Below are 15,324 nucleotides of genomic sequence, written 5' to 3'. Positions count from 1 at the left end.
TGGCAGCCTTTTATATTTATTAGTGATTTGTATTTAGTTCTTTACAAACTTAACAACACCACTAGTAGTTTCATTCTCTATTCTTACAAAGTAAATTCCTTTTTGTAAGCTAGAAACATTTACATTTAAATCTGAGCTATTGGTTACAGACTTAGTAACAACAGCTTGCCCTAAAGTATTAAATACTTTTACAGTTTCTGGCAACTCATTAGTATTGTTTAATGAGATGTTTAAAACATTATCTGCAGGATTAGGGTAAATAGCAAAGTTTGCAAAAGCATTCTCTTTAACAGATAGAGATTGATTAGCTCTAAAGGCAACGCTTTCAGAATCTTCAAATTGTCCACCTTCAATTACCACAGTACCGTCACCTGTTGTTAGTGAATAGCTACCATCACCATAGCCACAGCAGATACCATCGCCAAATGCATCGAAAATAGTAAACTGGAAGCACTCATTATTTTCTACTGTAAATTCATCGTTTATAGTTGTGTTATCCTCATATGGACCGCCTTCGTACAATACATTACCACTTGCATCTGTTACTTCATAAGTTGTTTCGCTACCATAATCATCAGTAACTAATTCTAAGAAATACGTTGTTGCGTTGTATTCAGTAATATCACCGTCGTTCGCATAAATATATTCATCACTATCTAAGTTGTTACTAGCAACTTCATCTGTAGTGCCGTTAACATCAGTTACAGATACATTTACAGTGTTATTACCATTAATGCCATCTACGCTAGGTAAATTAATTGAAGCTATATCAAACTGATTAAGGTTTCCTGTATACTCATAAGTTTGAGCAGCATCACCATTTACAGAATAGGTAATTGTAGCTTCAGTTACTGCAGCTGTACCTTTATTTATAATTTCAATTCCTGGAGAGAATCCTACTTCACAAATATTTTCTGTGAAACAAGTTAATCTAACTTCAATATCATTAGTGCTAGCAGTACCTGCAGAACACCCTATTGAAGTTGGAAGCTCCATACGTCTTGGAGAGTTCATCATTACAGTAAGCATACGTGTTTTTTGGTCTTCTGTAAATGTATTCATACAAGAGTCGTCTGAGTAGTCCATGTAGTTTTCAGACATATCCATAGAGCCACAAGAAGAATCCATAGCACAACCAAAGTTTGCGCCATCTGAGTTTGGAGTGTCATCACAAAAATCATCTACACTACAAGCGCCATCTCCCCAAATGTGTCTTAAGCCTAGGTAGTGTCCAACTTCGTGAGTCATAGTTCTTCCTAAGTTATAAGTGTTGTTTAAGATAAAAGATCCGTCATCTTGTGCTAAAGTTCCAAATGCATTATAGTTTGAAACAACACCATCTGTATCTGCAGGACCATTATTTGTGTTTAATCCACCTAATCCTGAGCTGTTAGGAAATTGAGCATATCCTAATAATGAAGAGTCTGTAAAGTTTACAGACCACATATTCATATATTTAGTAGGATCCCAAATAGTTTCAGGCTTTACAATACCATCTATATCTGCTGTAGACCAACTTTCTTGGCAAAGGTTTACACGGTTTACACCGTTAGATGCTGCACCGTTAGGGTCTTGTGTAGCAAGACAAAATTCTATCTCAACATCTACACCTGCATTGTAATTAGTTTCTCCAGCGCCAGGTGTTCCCATAAGGCGTCTAAAATCTTCGTTTAATACATCTACTTGAGATACAGCTTGTGCGTAAGAAATATTCTCAGATAATTCTCCGCCAGCAACATTAATAGGATCTCCATCATGTATAATGTGAATGACAACTGGTATGGTTAATACTGGTTGCTGTAAGCTAGTTAAAGCTTGATTCACTTTAAATTCTTCAATTTTTGGAGCTAGCCACTCTTCAAACTCTTCTTTAGAAATAGTTTGTTCTGGATAACGATTAGAAAGTTCTGTATCCATTTCTGTTGTTAAACAACGTACTAGTCCATTGGGACCTTTAACACCTTGCGGATCTTTCTGTGCCCAAGCACTTAGACTAAGAATAAAGCAAAGCGAAAAACAGGCTAAACGAGTAAAGTTTTTCATAAATTTATAATTAAGTTAAGTTTATCAATCGGGGAAAGTACAAAATTTACGATAAATCACTAATAAAATCTTATTTTTAACATCTAAATATACAACATGAAATTTTTAATAGTCATTTTAGGATTCGTAACAATTGTTAATGGAGCTTGCGAAAGTGGTAAAAAAGCTACTGCAGAAACTGCTAAAGTAGAAACACAAAACAATTTGAAAAAGATTAGCTGGAGTGCCTATACAAGAGGAAAGCAAGAATTAATTTCTGTTACAGAAATTAGCTTGGTTGTAAATGAAAACGGAACAGTTACGAAAGAAAAGAATATTACTAGTGAAGATTGGAAAGCATTAAATAGCCTTGTTGAAAAATTAGATTTAAATGAAATATCTAATTTGGAAGCACCTTCACAAAAACGATTTGCAGATGCAGACTTAGCTAGCAAAATTGAAATAAATACAAATTCTGCCAGCTTTACATCGTCTGAGTTTGATAAGACACAACCGCCAAAAACACTTGTGCCGTTAACTAATATGATAAAAAACTTAGCGGGATATTAACCTAACCAAGTTTTAAAATCTAAAGCCTTGCCAATAATTGATTTTAAGTCGGAAATGTTTACTCGGCTTTGCTCCATACTGTCTCTGTGACGTATTGTAACAGTTTGATCCTCTAAACTATCATGGTCTACAGTGATGCAAAATGGTGTGCCGGCAGCATCTTGGCGTCTATAGCGTTTTCCTACTGCATCTTTCTCGTCATAAAGTACATTAAAGTCCCACTTAAGATCTTCAACAATTTGTTCTGCCAACTCTGGTAATCCATCTTTCTTCACTAACGGGAAAACGGCAACTTTTGTAGGTGCTAAAATAGAAGGAAGCTTTAATACTGTTCTAGAGTTTCCGTTACCTAAATCTTCTTCTACTAAAGACTTAGAAAGTACAGCTAAAAACATACGGTCTAAACCAATTGAGGTTTCGACTACATATGGTACATAATTCTCACCTAATTCTGGATCAAAAAATTGAAGCTTTTTGCCAGAATGCTCTTCGTGAGCTTTTAAATCGAAATCTGTTCTAGAATGTATGCCTTCTAATTCCTTAAAGCCAAAAGGAAAATCAAACTCTATATCTGCAGCAGCATTTGCGTAATGTGCTAGCTTTTCGTGATCGTGAAATCTATAATTTTCTTTTCCTAAACCTAAAGATAAATGCCAATTAAGTCTAGTTTCTTTCCAATGCTCGTACCATTTAAGTTCTTCTCCTGGACGTACAAAGAATTGCATTTCCATTTGTTCAAACTCACGCATTCTAAATATAAACTGTCTTGCAACAATTTCGTTTCTAAAGGCTTTTCCTGTTTGCGCAATACCAAACGGAATCTTCATGCGCCCAGACTTCTGTACATTTAAAAAGTTTACAAATATACCTTGTGCTGTTTCTGGTCTTAGGTATAAGTCTGTGGCCGTTTCTGCATCTGCGCCTAACTTTGTGCCAAACATAAGGTTAAACTGTCTTACGTCTGTCCAGTTTTTAGATCCCGAAGCAGGACAAGCAATGCCAAGCTCTTCGATTAAAAGCTTTACATCTGCTAAATCTCCATCTGTTAAGGACTTTGCAAGGCGTTCTAAAATTTCTTTCTGTTCTTGTCTGTATCTTAATACGCGTGGGTTTGTTGTTACAAACTCTTCTTCATTAAAAGCATCACCAAAACGTTTCTTAGCTTTTGCAATTTCTTTTTCGGCTTTTTGGTGTATTTTTTCTGCGTAGTCTTCAACTAAAACATCTGCACGGTAACGTTTTTTAGAGTCTTTGTTGTCTATCAAAGGATCGTTAAATGCATCTACGTGACCAGAAGCCTTCCAGGTAGTTGGGTGCATAAGTATAGCAGCGTCTAAACCTACAATGTTTTGATGAATTTGTACCATACTCTTCCACCAGTATTCTCTGATGTTTTTCTTTAGTTCAACTCCATTTTGACCATAGTCATAAACAGCGTTTAAACCATCATATATTTCGCTTGAACTAAAAATATACCCATACTCTTTAGCATGAGAAATTACATTCTTAAATGTTGTGTCTTGGTTTGCCATAGCGCAAAAATAGAAAGTTGATTATAAATACAATTCTGAAACCTTGAATATTTCAGAGATGGATAGATTATTTTAATGTAAAGGAAGTTGTTGCCAGTAAATCTGCATCCTGAAAAATATTAACCTGATAAACGCCAGAGATAATGTTATTCTCATCTGCATCAACAAGAATACAAATGTCTAACTCTTCATTTTCATAAAATACTTTAGTAGTAGCACTGTACATAAGAACTTTTTCTTCAAACATTTCTTGTTTGTTATCTCCAATAAGGTTGTTCTTAGGGTTTATAATTTGTGCGTATAATTTCTTTTCGCCAGGTTCTGCTATTAGGTTTTTAGCAATAGTAAAGCAGGTTCTTATTTTATCTGCTCTGCGATGCCTTTTTGTGTTAGCAATATCACCAGAGTTTTTAATGATAACGCCTTCTGCAGATAATTTTGTAAGCTGCATTTTAGAACCAGCAGCAACTTTTTCATTTAAAATTTCATTTTGCTGTACTAAAGAGTCTGTAAGTACAATGCGTTCTTTAAGTACAGAGTTTGTACTGTCTACAGCTGTTGCTAATCTTTGGTTTTGTCTGCTTAAGCTGTCAACAGTTTTAAACAGTTTATCCTTTTCTCGTTCTAGTTTTTTAATTTGAGATCTAAAGCGACTAATAGCTGCATAATTTGTATTGTCTAATCCTTTAATGGAATCTAACAGACGCTCAATGCGCTGCTTAGCTTCATAAAGGTCTTTGGCCATGACATCATTCTTTGAAATTGCAGTATCGTATTTAATGATAAGTTCGCTAAGGTCTGACTCAAGATCTGCTTTTTCATTTTCCAGCCTAGAAATTGTTTGCTGGTTTTCATTGTAAAACTTCATGGTATAAACACCAAGTGCAATTATTCCTATAGTGAGTACCGCAGTAAGTATTTTTAATGCCTTGCTGTTCTTTTCTTCAGTCATTTATGATGATGGTTGCTTTATTAGGATGCTAAAAGTAATGAATTTAAGGTAAAGTTGTATTATTGTTATTGATGATAAACGATTTTATTCAGCTTTTATTTCCTAATGCATGTGTGGTCTGTAATGCAACTTTGCCTAAAGACCTTAATACGTTGTGTGTGGCGTGTAGTGACGACCTTCCTGAAGCTCCAATGTTTTACAATAGTCCAACTCAGGTTGAGAAAATGTTTTATGGAAGACTACCTTTGGAACATGGAGTTTCACTTTTAACATTTGAGAAAAAAGGAACAACTCAAAAGTTAATGCATCAGCTTAAGTACAGAGGTGATGAACAAATTAGCGAATACTTAGGTAAATGGATGGCTCAAAAGCTTTTAAAAACAGAATGGCACAAGACAATAACTGCAGTGGTTCCTGTACCAATACATCCTAAACGTAAAAAGAAAAGAGGTTACAATCAAGTTACATTATTTGGAAAAGCTATAGCATCTGCGTTAAATGTTCCTTACGAAGATCAAATTTTAATAAAAACAGGAATTACTAAGACTCAGGTGTTTAAAAAAAGAATTGCACGTTGGGGACAATTGGATAACACCTTAACAATTAATGATTTAAATTCTTTAAAAGGACAGCACGTACTTTTAGTAGATGATATTATTACAACGGGTGCTACTATTGAAGCTTGTGGTGCTAAACTTTTAGAAACAGAAAACTTAAAACTTAGTGTGGCTACTATGGCAATTACATTATGACATCTCAAAATAGATAGTTAAAAAATGCGTTTCTTTGTCATGTATATTTACACGATTATGAGCGTTTTTTTTAGGTTTATTTTTACGGTTGTTTTGTTGTCTGCTGTGTTAGTTTCATGTGCTAAACGTGGCTCGCCGTCTGGTGGAGATAAAGATGAGACACCTCCCAAGTTTGTGAAGGCAAATCCAGAACCGTTTACCACAAATTTTAATGAAGATGAAATTAGAATATTTTTTAATGAATATGTTAAGCTTAAAAACTCTCAACAGCAAATAGTAATTTCTCCGCCAATAGATCCTGCACCATATATTACTCCTTTAGGTAGTCCTAATAAAGTGGTTAAGATTAACTTTAATGACTCTGTCTTAAAACCAAATACGACGTACACGGTAAATTTTGGCAGAAGCATAGAAGACAATAATGAAGGTAATCCGCTTGAGTTTTTTAAATACGTTTTTTCAACAGGAGCTTATATAGATTCATTAAAGCTTGAAGGCTCTGTTAAAGATGCATTTAAAAGAGTGCCAGAACAATTTATTACAGTTGCTTTATATGAGCTTAATGAAAACTACAAAGACTCTATTATTTATAATGAAATACCACGTTATATAACCAACACGTTAGACAGTGCAACAACATTTCAATTTGAAAACCTTAAAGAGGGCACCTATAAATTAGTAGCGTTTAAGGACAATAACAACAATTATAAATTTGAACCTAAAGTAGATAAGGTCGCATATTTACAAGACACTATAACTTTACCTACAGATAAAACCTATGAACTAACCGTTTTTAAAGAAGAACTCGATTTAAAATTTTTGAAACCTAAACAAATAGGGAAGCAACATATACTTTTTGGTTATGAAGGTAGACCAAGCAATACTAATATAACATTGCTAACAGATACACCTGATAATTTTGAATATAGAGTATTAAAAGATAGAACTACAGACTCCTTACATTATTGGTTTAAACCCTTTTTAGAAGAAACAGATAGTTTGGTGTTTAAGGTTGAAAGCGGCACATATAATGATACATTAATTACTCGATTTAAAGATCAGTTTGCAGATACTTTAGAAATAGCAAAAGCCGATAATATAAATATTTTATTAAACAAAGCTTTTACAGTAAGTGGCAATACGCCTTTAGCTTTAATAAATCCAGAGTTAATCTCTGTTGTAGATAAAGACACTTTAAACATACCGTTTGAAGCTTCTCTGGATACAATAAAGAATACTGTAAATGTAAATTTTGAACCTACAGAAAGTAATAGATACCAGATAACATTTCTACCTGAGGCTATAACAGATTTTTTTAACGCTACTAATGATAGTTTAAGTTATAGTGTGCCAACAAAAGAATTTTCAGATTATGGCGATTTATTCCTAACCGTTCAGAATGTAAAATCTTATCCAATAATTGCTCAGCTTTTAGACAATAAAGGTGAAGTTATTTATGAAAAATATAAAGAGACTGAAAGCGTTTTCGAGTTTACTAAAATAGACCCTAAAAAGTATTTTATTAGAATTATTTACGACACAAACGCTAACGGTTATTGGGATACCGGAAGTTATTTAGATAAAAGACAGCCAGAACCCGTAGTGTTTTATCCTGAAGAGATTGAAATTAGAGCAAATAGTGAAATTTACCAGACGTTTATTTTAAAGTAAACGCATCTCTATCTTGTAAAAACTTTAAATGAGATCTAGTCTTATTTATATGAGACTTTTCTAAGGTTACTGTTTGCAACAAGTCTGTCTCTAGTTCTTCTGATGATACTAGTTCCCCTAGTGAATTGTAAACTGCTGAATGTCCAACATATTCATAGCCATTGCCGTCTAGGCCTATTCTATTTACACCTATGCAGTAGCTAATATTTTCTATTGCTCTAGCTTTTAAAAGTGTATCCCAAGCGTGCGTTCTTATCTTAGGCCAATTGGCAACATAAATTAAAGCATCATAATCTTCTGTATTTCTTGCCCAAACAGGAAACCTTAAATCATAACACACCAACGGACAAATTTTCCACCCTAAATACTCAACAATTAAGCGTTCTTTTCCAGCATCATAAGTATGGTGCTCATTAGCAAGAGTAAATAAATGCTTTTTGTCATAGGTTTTAAAGCTGCCATCTGGGTATACAAAATATAGTCTGTTGTAATAGTTCCCATTTTCATTTACAGCAACACTGCCAGTAATAGCAGCGTTTATTCTTTTTGCCCATTGTTGAAGCCAAGCTAAAGTTTCACCTTCAGAAATTTCTGAAGCCTGTTCTGCATTCATAGTAAAGCCAGTAGTAAACATTTCTGGCAACACCACTAAATGAGTATCTTTTAAACTAGTTAAAAGCATATCAAAATGAGAACGGTTCTCAATTGGGTTTTCCCAAGCTAAATGGGTTTGTATGATGGTAACATTTAGGGAGTCTTGCACAGCACAAGTGTTTTTAAATTCAGTTTAAATATAATAAACTAAAAACACTATTAACTAAATTGCTCTAGCTCTAGTTGTATTGTTTCCCAATCTTGCATGTAGGTGGTTAGTTTTTTCTTTTTTGCCTGGTAGTTGTCAAAGAAATTATCTTGAGCAATGGTTTTGTCGTAATTAAGCTCTAGTTCAAGATCTATAGCTTTAATTTCTTTCTCTAATTGGTTAATATTCTTTTCAACCTTGCTTAGTCTGTTAGAAAGCGACTTTACCTTTTTTTGGTCTTCGTAAGATTGTTTGTTGTCTTGAGAAGCAGTAGTATCATCTGTATTTTTAGAAGCTGTAGGTTGCTTGTCTCTTTTTTCGACAGCACGCATATCCTCAACCTTTCGTTCACTTAAGTAATAGTCTATATCTCCTAGGTATTCTTTTATCCTATGATCTTTAAACTCATAGATAGAAGATGTGAGTCCTTGCAAAAAGTCTCTATCGTGAGAAACTAAAAGTAACGTGCCTTCAAAATTTTCTAAAGCATCTTTTAAAACATTCTTAGATTTAATGTCTAAGTGGTTTGTTGGCTCATCCATAACCAAGACATTAAAAGGTGATAAAAGCATTTTGGCTAATGCTAGCCTGTTACGTTCACCTCCAGAAAGTACACGAACGTATTTATCTACTTCTTCACCTCTAAATAAGAATGACCCTAAAATGTCTCTTACTTTGGTGCGGTTTTTTTCATTAGCAGCATCTTCCATAGTTTGGAGTACTGTTTTAGTGCCGTCTAAATAATCTGCTTGGTTTTGGGCAAAATATCCTATCTGTACATTATGTCCAAGCTTTAAATGACCCTGATGAGAAATCTCATCGACTATAATTTTTGCTAATGTTGTTTTTCCTTGTCCGTTTTGACCTACAAATGCTATTTTACTTTCACGCTCTACAAGTAAATCTATATTCTTAAGTACTTGTTTGTCGCCGTAACTTTTTGAAATGCCTTCTGCTTCAATTACAACTTTTCCTGGTCTTACAGAAACAGGGAAGCTAACAGTCATAACAGAGTTGTCATCTTCATCTACCTCAATACGCTCAACCTTGTCTAATTTTTTAATTAGAGATTGTGCCATTGTAGCTTTAGATGCTTTTGCTCTAAATTTTTCAATTAGCTTTTCGGTGTGCTCAATTTGTTTTTGTTGGTTTTTTTGAGTGGCCAACTGTTGTTCACGTAACTCTTTACGTTGTACTAAGTATTTTGAATAGTAGGTATTGTAGTCGTAAATCTTACCTAAAGATATTTCAATAGTCCTATTAGTCACATTATCTAAAAACATCTTATCGTGAGAGACTACGACCGCAACTCCAGAAAACTGTTTTAAGAAAGATTCAAACCATAGAATACTTTCTATATCTAAGTGGTTTGTAGGCTCATCTAGAAGCATGATGTCATGGTTTTGCAATAAGAGCTTTGCCAGCTCTATACGCATACGCCAACCTCCAGAAAAGGTGTCTGTTTTTTTGTTGAAATCTTCTCGTTTAAATCCTAATCCTTGTAAGATGCGCTCTGTATCTCCTTGATAATTATAACCACCAATTATTTCATATTGATGTTGTATATCATTAAGATCTATCATTAACTGCTCGTAACCTTGACTTTCGTAATCTGTACGTTCAGCAAGCTGTGTGTTAATGTCGTCTATTTGTTTTTCGAGGCGCTTTATCTCTTCAAAAGCTTGATAAGCCTCTTCTAATACAGTTCGGCCTTCTACAAAATCTATATCCTGTCTAAGAAACCCAATGCTTATGTCTTTCTCAATTGCAATTTGACCAGTATCTGGTTCTAAATCTTTTGATAAGATTTTGAGCATTGTAGATTTTCCGGCGCCATTTTTACCAACTAAACCTACGCGATCTCCCGCATTAAGCCTAAAAGTTATGTCCTCGAAAAGGAATTCGCCTTGAAATGATATAGATAATTCGTGAATGTTAAGCATAGCCGTGCAAAGATGATTATTTTTGTATTGTAAATCAAAAGGGAATGAAACTATTTAAAGGCACAAAGATCTATTCTATTTTAGGAGGCGTTTGCCCTGTTTGTCATGAGGAATCTATGTACAAGGAACCTAACCCGTATAAGATTACAAAAATCATGCATATGCACGAGCGTTGCTCTAATTGTGGTACAAAATATAAAATAGAACCATCTTTTTTTTATGGCGCTATGTATGTAAGTTACCCGGTTGGTATTGCATTTGCAACAGCTGCATTTGTAATAGCATATTATATGCTTAACGTAAGTTTACTAAACTCATTCTTTGTAATTGTTGCTACAATGATTGTTTTTATGCCTTTAATAATGCGTTTGTCTAGAAACATCTGGATTAATTTTTTCTTTAGCTACGATAAACAAAAAGCAAAACACTAATGGATATTAAGATTACCATTATAGATAGAGAAGGTGAAGCTCATGTGGTAGATGCGCCTACAGACATGAATATGAATCTTATGGAGGTTTGTAAAATGCATGAATTGCCAGTTGAAGGAACTTGTGGTGGTATGGCAATGTGTGCTTCATGCCATTGCTATATCTTAGATAAAGCACACGTCTTACAAGAAAAAAGCTATGATGAAGAAGATATGCTAGATCAAGCATTTTTTGTTGAAGATAATAGTAGGTTAGGCTGCCAAATACCTATCACAAAAGAGTTGGATGGTATGGAAATAAAATTGGCACCTCAAGCAGACTAATGTCGTCGGTTTTAAATTCTGTATTTTTATATCCTTAAAACTAACATTATGGCCTCAATTTTCACTAAAATTATAAATGGAGAAATACCGTCTTACAAAATTGCAGAAGATGAAAATTTCTTTGCATTTTTAGATATTAACCCAAATGCTAAAGGTCACACACTTTGTATTCCTAAAAAGGAAGTTGATAAAGTTTTCGACTTAGATGAAGAAACGTACAATGGGTTAATGTCATTCTCTAGAAAAGTAGCAATTGCTCTTGAAAAAGCTATTAACTGCAAGCGTGTTGGTGTAGCGGTGATAGGGTTGGAGGTTCCTCATGTTCATGTACACCTTATACCTTTAAATGATATGAAAGAGATGTCCTTTAAACATAAAGTCTCTTTGGAGGAAGATGAGTTTAAAGCTATAGCAGAACGCATAAGAACTTTCTTGTAATGTCTGCTGAAAAATTTCCGTTAACCCTAACCTTAAGAATAGATTGGAGTGAAACAGATGCTTATAAGCATGTAAATAATGTAACATTCATTAAATACATGCAATCTGCTAGAGTTAATTTCTGGGAAGAAACAGGACTTGCAACTTACCATACAGATACTAATAAAGGACCAATGTTGGTCTCTACTAAATGTGATTTTAAACAACAATTAACCTATCCAGGAAACGTAATTATTAAAACAAGGGTTACTCATATAGGCACTACAAGTTTTAGTTTAGAACACTATATTTTAAATGAATCAAATCAAGTTAGTGCCATAGGTCAAGATGTAGCTGTATGTTTTGATTTTAATACTCAAAAAACCTTTGAAATTCCAGAATGGTTGCGTGAAAAGATGGAAGAGTTCTCCTAATCTTTACACCATAGCAATAAACGCGTAGGCTGCTATACCACCTAAGGCAACTAAACTTAAGCCAATAGCTATATATAAATTTTTTGAAGGCTTAAAGTAAGAAGGTTTTGGAGGTGATGCTTTTCTTTGGTATTCATAAACGCGCTCAATATCTTCATCCCAATCAACAGGAAAAATTTGCTGATTACATGTATTGCAGAATAACGTACTAGTTACTTCGTCTGTACGTTTGTTGTACCACATTGTCTTTAAGTGCTTTTGTTTAAAGGTAACCTGCAGGCCATCTCTTGAAAAACATTTAGGGCAATGATTATTTAGCGGAGCTTCTCGTAATGTTGAAAATAATTCTTTCATAGCTGTTAACTGCAACAATAGTTGACTTATACTTTTCTCAATTTTATGCCAAAGGTAGTACCTTTTCCGAGATCACTTTTTAAAACTTTAATGTTTCCATTGTGGTATTCTTCAATAATACGTTTTGCAAAAGATAATCCTAATCCCCAACCTCTTTTTTTGCTGGTATAACCGGTTTCAAAAACCTTTTTAAATTTACTTTTAGGAATTCCTTTGCCAGTATCAGAAATTTCGATCTTCACTACTTTTTGATCTTCAATAAGACGAAGTGAGAGTTGCCCTTTTCCTTTCATAGCATCTATAGCATTCTTAACTAAATTTTCAATAGTCCAACTAAACAGAGGTTCATTTAGCATAACTTCAATTGAGCTATTAGGAATCTCACTTTTAAATTCAATTAATTTAGAGCTTCTGTTTTTTAAGTAGCCAAAAGTTTCTTCGGTTACTTTAACAATATCGACCTTGGATAGGGTTGGCTTACTGCCAACTTTACTAAATCTGTCTGTAATAACTTTTAGCCGTTCAATATCCTTTTCTATCTCCTCAATATACTCAGGATTAACATGTTCGGTTTTTAAAATTTCTGTCCAACCTACTAATGAACTTAATGGCGTACCAATTTGGTGTGCGGTTTCTTTGGCCATTCCTGCCCATAATTTATTTTGCTCACTTGATCGTGCAGTTCTGTAAAAGAAATAGATAACTCCTATAAGTAATAACAAGAATACTATTAATGCTAGAGGATAGTATTTTAAGCGATTTAGAGTAGGACTGTTGCCGTAATACACATATTGAATTTCGCCATCGCCTAAATTTACTTTTATAGGGTCATTTTCAGACTTCATTTCTAAAAGTATACGCTGCATACGATCTGGGTTGCTTTCATCTTCTTCAGAAATATTTGCAGACTGCATAATGTTACCGTTGCCATCTGTGTTTATAGATGGTATTGTAACGTTGCTTGTTACAATTTCTGTAACTAAATCTAGGTTGGCGCCATCATTAGGATTGTCTATATCAAAACTTATAAATTCTTCTAGAGCCATAGCCCAGATTCGCATTTTATTACGCTCATCATTTTTTAGCTGCTGAAAAAATAAAGAGGCATTAAAAAAGATAAGGCCAATAAACACTAAGGCAGAGACAAGAATAAGCCAGCGTTGTATATTACGTTCGTTAGAAAAGTTCATAGTTGATTAAAAAGACCAAGTTACTTATAAACGTGTTCACATCAAATTATTGTGTGTTCGGTTTTAAAACGCATTTGCAATTGTTACCTTTGCCGTATGGAGAACATCTTGTCTATAGACCCTAAAAATGAAACTGTTGGTACAGTTCATGGCCACTTACTAAGTGCCATTAGTCCACGTCCAATTGCATTTGCAAGTACTGTAGATGCTCAAGGAAGACCAAATTTATCTCCATTTAGTTTTTTTAATGTCTTTGGTGCAAATCCGCCAATAGTTATTTTCTCTCCTGCAAGACGAGTAAGAGGTAACACCACTAAGCATACCTTAGAGAATGCTAAAGAAGTAGATGAGGTTGTTATCAATATTGTAAATTATAATATGGTGCAACAAATGTCTCTTAGTAGTACAGAGTATGCAGAAGGTGTAAATGAATTTGAAAAAGCAGGACTTACAATGCTTAAAAGTGACTTGGTTAAACCGTTTAGAGTAGCAGAGTCTCCAGTACAATTAGAATGCAAGGTGAAACAGATTGTTGAAACCGGAACTGAAGGTGGCGCAGGTAACCTTATTATTTGTGAAGTAGTGAAAATACATATTAATAAAAATGTGTTAGATAAAAACGGAAGCATAGATCAACATAAAATTGATACTGTAGCTAGAATGGGTGGTAATTGGTACTCTAGGGCAAATATGGGAATGTTTGAAGTTGAAAAACCACTTCGTACACTAGGAATTGGAGTAGATAATTTACCGCAAACTATTAGAGAAAGTAAAATTTTAACCGGTAATGATTTAGGTAGACTTGGAAATGTTGAAACGCTACCAACTAAAGAATTAATTGAAGATTATATTATAAAAAATAGCTTAGGAGAGTTTGTGAAAAATGCAACAGTAGAAGATTTGCACAAGCAAGCCAAGCAACATTTAGAAAACAATAACACCACATATGCGTGGTATATTTTATTAGCAAAATAACAGAAGAAGATGGAAGTACAAGGAACAGTTAAGTTAATTAACGACACACAAACATTTGGTAGCAATGGCTTTAGAAAAAGAGAGATTGTTGTTACTACAGAAGAGCAATATCCTCAACATATAATGATTGAGTTTGTTCAAGACAAAACTAATTTGTTAGATAACTTTAATGTTGGACAACAGGTAAAAATTAGTATTAACTTAAGAGGTCGTGAGTGGGTAAACCCTCAAGGAGAAACTAAGTACTTTAACAGTATTCAAGGTTGGAGAATAGAAAACTTGCAGCCGCAAAACAATGCAGGTTCTAGTAATGCAGCTCCAATGCCACCAGTTGATGAATTTGAGCCAGCTGGAAACAATTTAAATCAAGATGATCACGATGATTTACCGTTTTAATACGATAAATTAAAGTTGTTTTATAAGTAAGACACCCAAAGCATTTTGTAGTGCTTTGGGTGTTTTTTATATTTTTATTTGTCGTTCTATCTGTTGTTCTAAAGAGATAAATGTTTCTGTTCTGGATACTCCAGAAATAGCTTGTATTTCTTTATTTAAAACCTCCATTAAATGGGAGTTGTCCCGACACAGAATTTTAAGAAAAATAGACCAGTTTCCAGTGGTGTAATGGCACTCTATTACTTCTGGTATCGCCTCTAACTGTTTTACAGCCTTTGGGTTACTCATAGCTTTATCTAAAAACACCCCAATAAAAGCCATTGTATGATAACCTAGAACTTTAGGGTTTATAACAAATTTAGAACCAGCAATAAGCCCACTTTTTTCTAATTTTCGTAGTCGCTGATGAATTGCAGCACCACTTATACCAACATTTCTTGCAATCTCTAAAATAGGTGTACGCGCATCGGAGATTAAAGAGCGAAGTATTTTTTTATCAATACCATCAATAACAACTTGTTCGTTTTTTAGTTTCATCAGCTTTCAGTTTAAAACCGAAA

Annotated in this window: 17 protein-coding genes; 9 read left to right on the top strand and 8 right to left on the bottom strand. The window is 34.0% G+C overall.

Translation table 11 applies throughout. From position 1 onward, the window contains the following. Nucleotides 1-33: 33 nt before the first annotated feature. Nucleotides 34-2,043 (bottom strand): T9SS type A sorting domain-containing protein, encoded by a 2,010-nt coding sequence (locus tag CA2559_RS13510; protein ID WP_013186117.1) that lies wholly within the window; start codon nucleotides 2,041-2,043, stop codon nucleotides 34-36. 96 nt (nucleotides 2,044-2,139) lie between these two features. Between CA2559_RS13510 and CA2559_RS01765 the strand changes: the two genes are divergently transcribed. After that, on the top strand, nucleotides 2,140-2,592 hold the full coding sequence (locus CA2559_RS01765) for a hypothetical protein (RefSeq protein WP_013186116.1): 453 nt from the start codon (nucleotides 2,140-2,142) through the stop codon (nucleotides 2,590-2,592). Here CA2559_RS01765 and CA2559_RS01760 read toward each other — a convergent pair. Continuing rightward, nucleotides 2,589-4,124 carry a glycine--tRNA ligase gene (locus CA2559_RS01760; RefSeq protein ID WP_013186115.1) on the bottom strand — a complete coding sequence of 512 codons (1,536 nt, stop codon included), beginning with the start codon at nucleotides 4,122-4,124 and terminating at the stop codon, nucleotides 2,589-2,591. The two genes, CA2559_RS01765 and CA2559_RS01760, sit on opposite strands and share 4 nt — an antisense overlap. A 67-nt stretch (nucleotides 4,125-4,191) precedes the next feature. Then, nucleotides 4,192-5,076 carry a hypothetical protein gene (locus CA2559_RS01755; protein ID WP_013186114.1) on the bottom strand — a complete coding sequence of 295 codons (885 nt, stop codon included), beginning with the start codon at nucleotides 5,074-5,076 and terminating at the stop codon, nucleotides 4,192-4,194. Nucleotides 5,077-5,147: 71 nt separating this feature from the next. On the opposite strand from CA2559_RS01755, the gene CA2559_RS01750 reads away from it, so the two are divergent. Further along, a complete protein-coding gene (locus CA2559_RS01750) occupies nucleotides 5,148-5,828 on the top strand; it encodes a ComF family protein (RefSeq protein ID WP_013186113.1) in 681 nt (226 codons plus the stop codon). 57 nt (nucleotides 5,829-5,885) lie between these two features. Beyond that, nucleotides 5,886-7,499, top strand: coding sequence for an Ig-like domain-containing protein (locus CA2559_RS01745; RefSeq protein ID WP_013186112.1), 1,614 nt, complete (start codon nucleotides 5,886-5,888; stop codon nucleotides 7,497-7,499). Here the strand turns inward: CA2559_RS01745 and CA2559_RS01740 are convergent. Together CA2559_RS01740 and CA2559_RS01735 are read right to left on the bottom strand one after the other, a co-directional pair. Beyond that, nucleotides 7,486-8,262: an amidohydrolase gene (locus CA2559_RS01740; protein WP_041240849.1), complete on the bottom strand. Its 777-nt coding sequence runs from the start codon at nucleotides 8,260-8,262 to the stop codon at nucleotides 7,486-7,488. The genes CA2559_RS01745 and CA2559_RS01740 overlap by 14 nt on opposite strands. A 50-nt stretch (nucleotides 8,263-8,312) precedes the next feature. Continuing rightward, the gene (locus tag CA2559_RS01735; protein WP_013186110.1) at nucleotides 8,313-10,244 is read right to left on the bottom strand and encodes an ABC-F family ATP-binding cassette domain-containing protein; all 1,932 of its coding nucleotides are present in this window, start codon (nucleotides 10,242-10,244) and stop codon (nucleotides 8,313-8,315) included. A gap of 44 nt (nucleotides 10,245-10,288) precedes the next feature. Here CA2559_RS01735 and CA2559_RS01730 point away from each other — a divergent pair, with 44 nt between their 5' ends. The 4 genes from CA2559_RS01730 to CA2559_RS01715 are packed head-to-tail and all read left to right on the top strand — an operon-like array spanning nucleotide 10,289 to nucleotide 11,849. Then, nucleotides 10,289-10,675 (top strand): DUF983 domain-containing protein, encoded by a 387-nt coding sequence (locus CA2559_RS01730; RefSeq protein WP_013186109.1) that lies wholly within the window; start codon nucleotides 10,289-10,291, stop codon nucleotides 10,673-10,675. Next, nucleotides 10,675-10,998, top strand: coding sequence for a 2Fe-2S iron-sulfur cluster-binding protein (locus CA2559_RS01725; protein WP_013186108.1), 324 nt, complete (start codon nucleotides 10,675-10,677; stop codon nucleotides 10,996-10,998). Before CA2559_RS01730 ends, CA2559_RS01725 begins: the two co-directional genes overlap by 1 nt. A 48-nt stretch (nucleotides 10,999-11,046) precedes the next feature. Then, entirely contained in the window at nucleotides 11,047-11,436 is a 390-nt protein-coding gene (locus CA2559_RS01720) for an HIT family protein (protein ID WP_013186107.1), read from the top strand. Further along, the gene (locus CA2559_RS01715; RefSeq protein WP_013186106.1) at nucleotides 11,436-11,849 is read left to right on the top strand and encodes an acyl-CoA thioesterase; all 414 of its coding nucleotides are present in this window, start codon (nucleotides 11,436-11,438) and stop codon (nucleotides 11,847-11,849) included. Before CA2559_RS01720 ends, CA2559_RS01715 begins: the two co-directional genes overlap by 1 nt. A 3-nt stretch (nucleotides 11,850-11,852) precedes the next feature. Here the strand turns inward: CA2559_RS01715 and CA2559_RS01710 are convergent, their stop codons facing one another. Both CA2559_RS01710 and CA2559_RS01705 read right to left on the bottom strand, forming a co-directional pair. Then, nucleotides 11,853-12,203 (bottom strand): hypothetical protein, encoded by a 351-nt coding sequence (locus CA2559_RS01710; protein WP_041241075.1) that lies wholly within the window; start codon nucleotides 12,201-12,203, stop codon nucleotides 11,853-11,855. A 26-nt stretch (nucleotides 12,204-12,229) separates the two neighbouring features. Continuing rightward, nucleotides 12,230-13,393, bottom strand: coding sequence for a sensor histidine kinase (locus CA2559_RS01705; protein WP_013186104.1), 1,164 nt, complete (start codon nucleotides 13,391-13,393; stop codon nucleotides 12,230-12,232). A 96-nt stretch (nucleotides 13,394-13,489) separates the two neighbouring features. On the opposite strand from CA2559_RS01705, the gene CA2559_RS01700 reads away from it, so the two are divergent. Together CA2559_RS01700 and CA2559_RS01695 are read left to right on the top strand one after the other, a co-directional pair. Further along, nucleotides 13,490-14,368 carry a flavin reductase family protein gene (locus CA2559_RS01700; RefSeq protein ID WP_013186103.1) on the top strand — a complete coding sequence of 293 codons (879 nt, stop codon included), beginning with the start codon at nucleotides 13,490-13,492 and terminating at the stop codon, nucleotides 14,366-14,368. 9 nt (nucleotides 14,369-14,377) lie between these two features. Then, complete coding sequence (locus CA2559_RS01695; protein ID WP_013186102.1) at nucleotides 14,378-14,764, top strand: DUF3127 domain-containing protein; 387 nt, start codon at nucleotides 14,378-14,380, stop codon at nucleotides 14,762-14,764. A gap of 66 nt (nucleotides 14,765-14,830) precedes the next feature. Here the strand turns inward: CA2559_RS01695 and CA2559_RS01690 are convergent, their stop codons facing one another. Then, on the bottom strand, nucleotides 14,831-15,301 hold the full coding sequence (locus CA2559_RS01690; protein WP_013186101.1) for an Lrp/AsnC ligand binding domain-containing protein: 471 nt from the start codon (nucleotides 15,299-15,301) through the stop codon (nucleotides 14,831-14,833). Nucleotides 15,302-15,324 lie beyond the last annotated feature (23 nt).

It is taken from the genome of Croceibacter atlanticus HTCC2559, assembly GCF_000196315.1.
GTDB lineage: Bacteria > Bacteroidota > Bacteroidia > Flavobacteriales > Flavobacteriaceae > Croceibacter > Croceibacter atlanticus.
The sequence above is the reverse complement of the archived record's forward strand: the minus strand, read 5'-3'. Positions and strand labels throughout refer to the sequence as shown.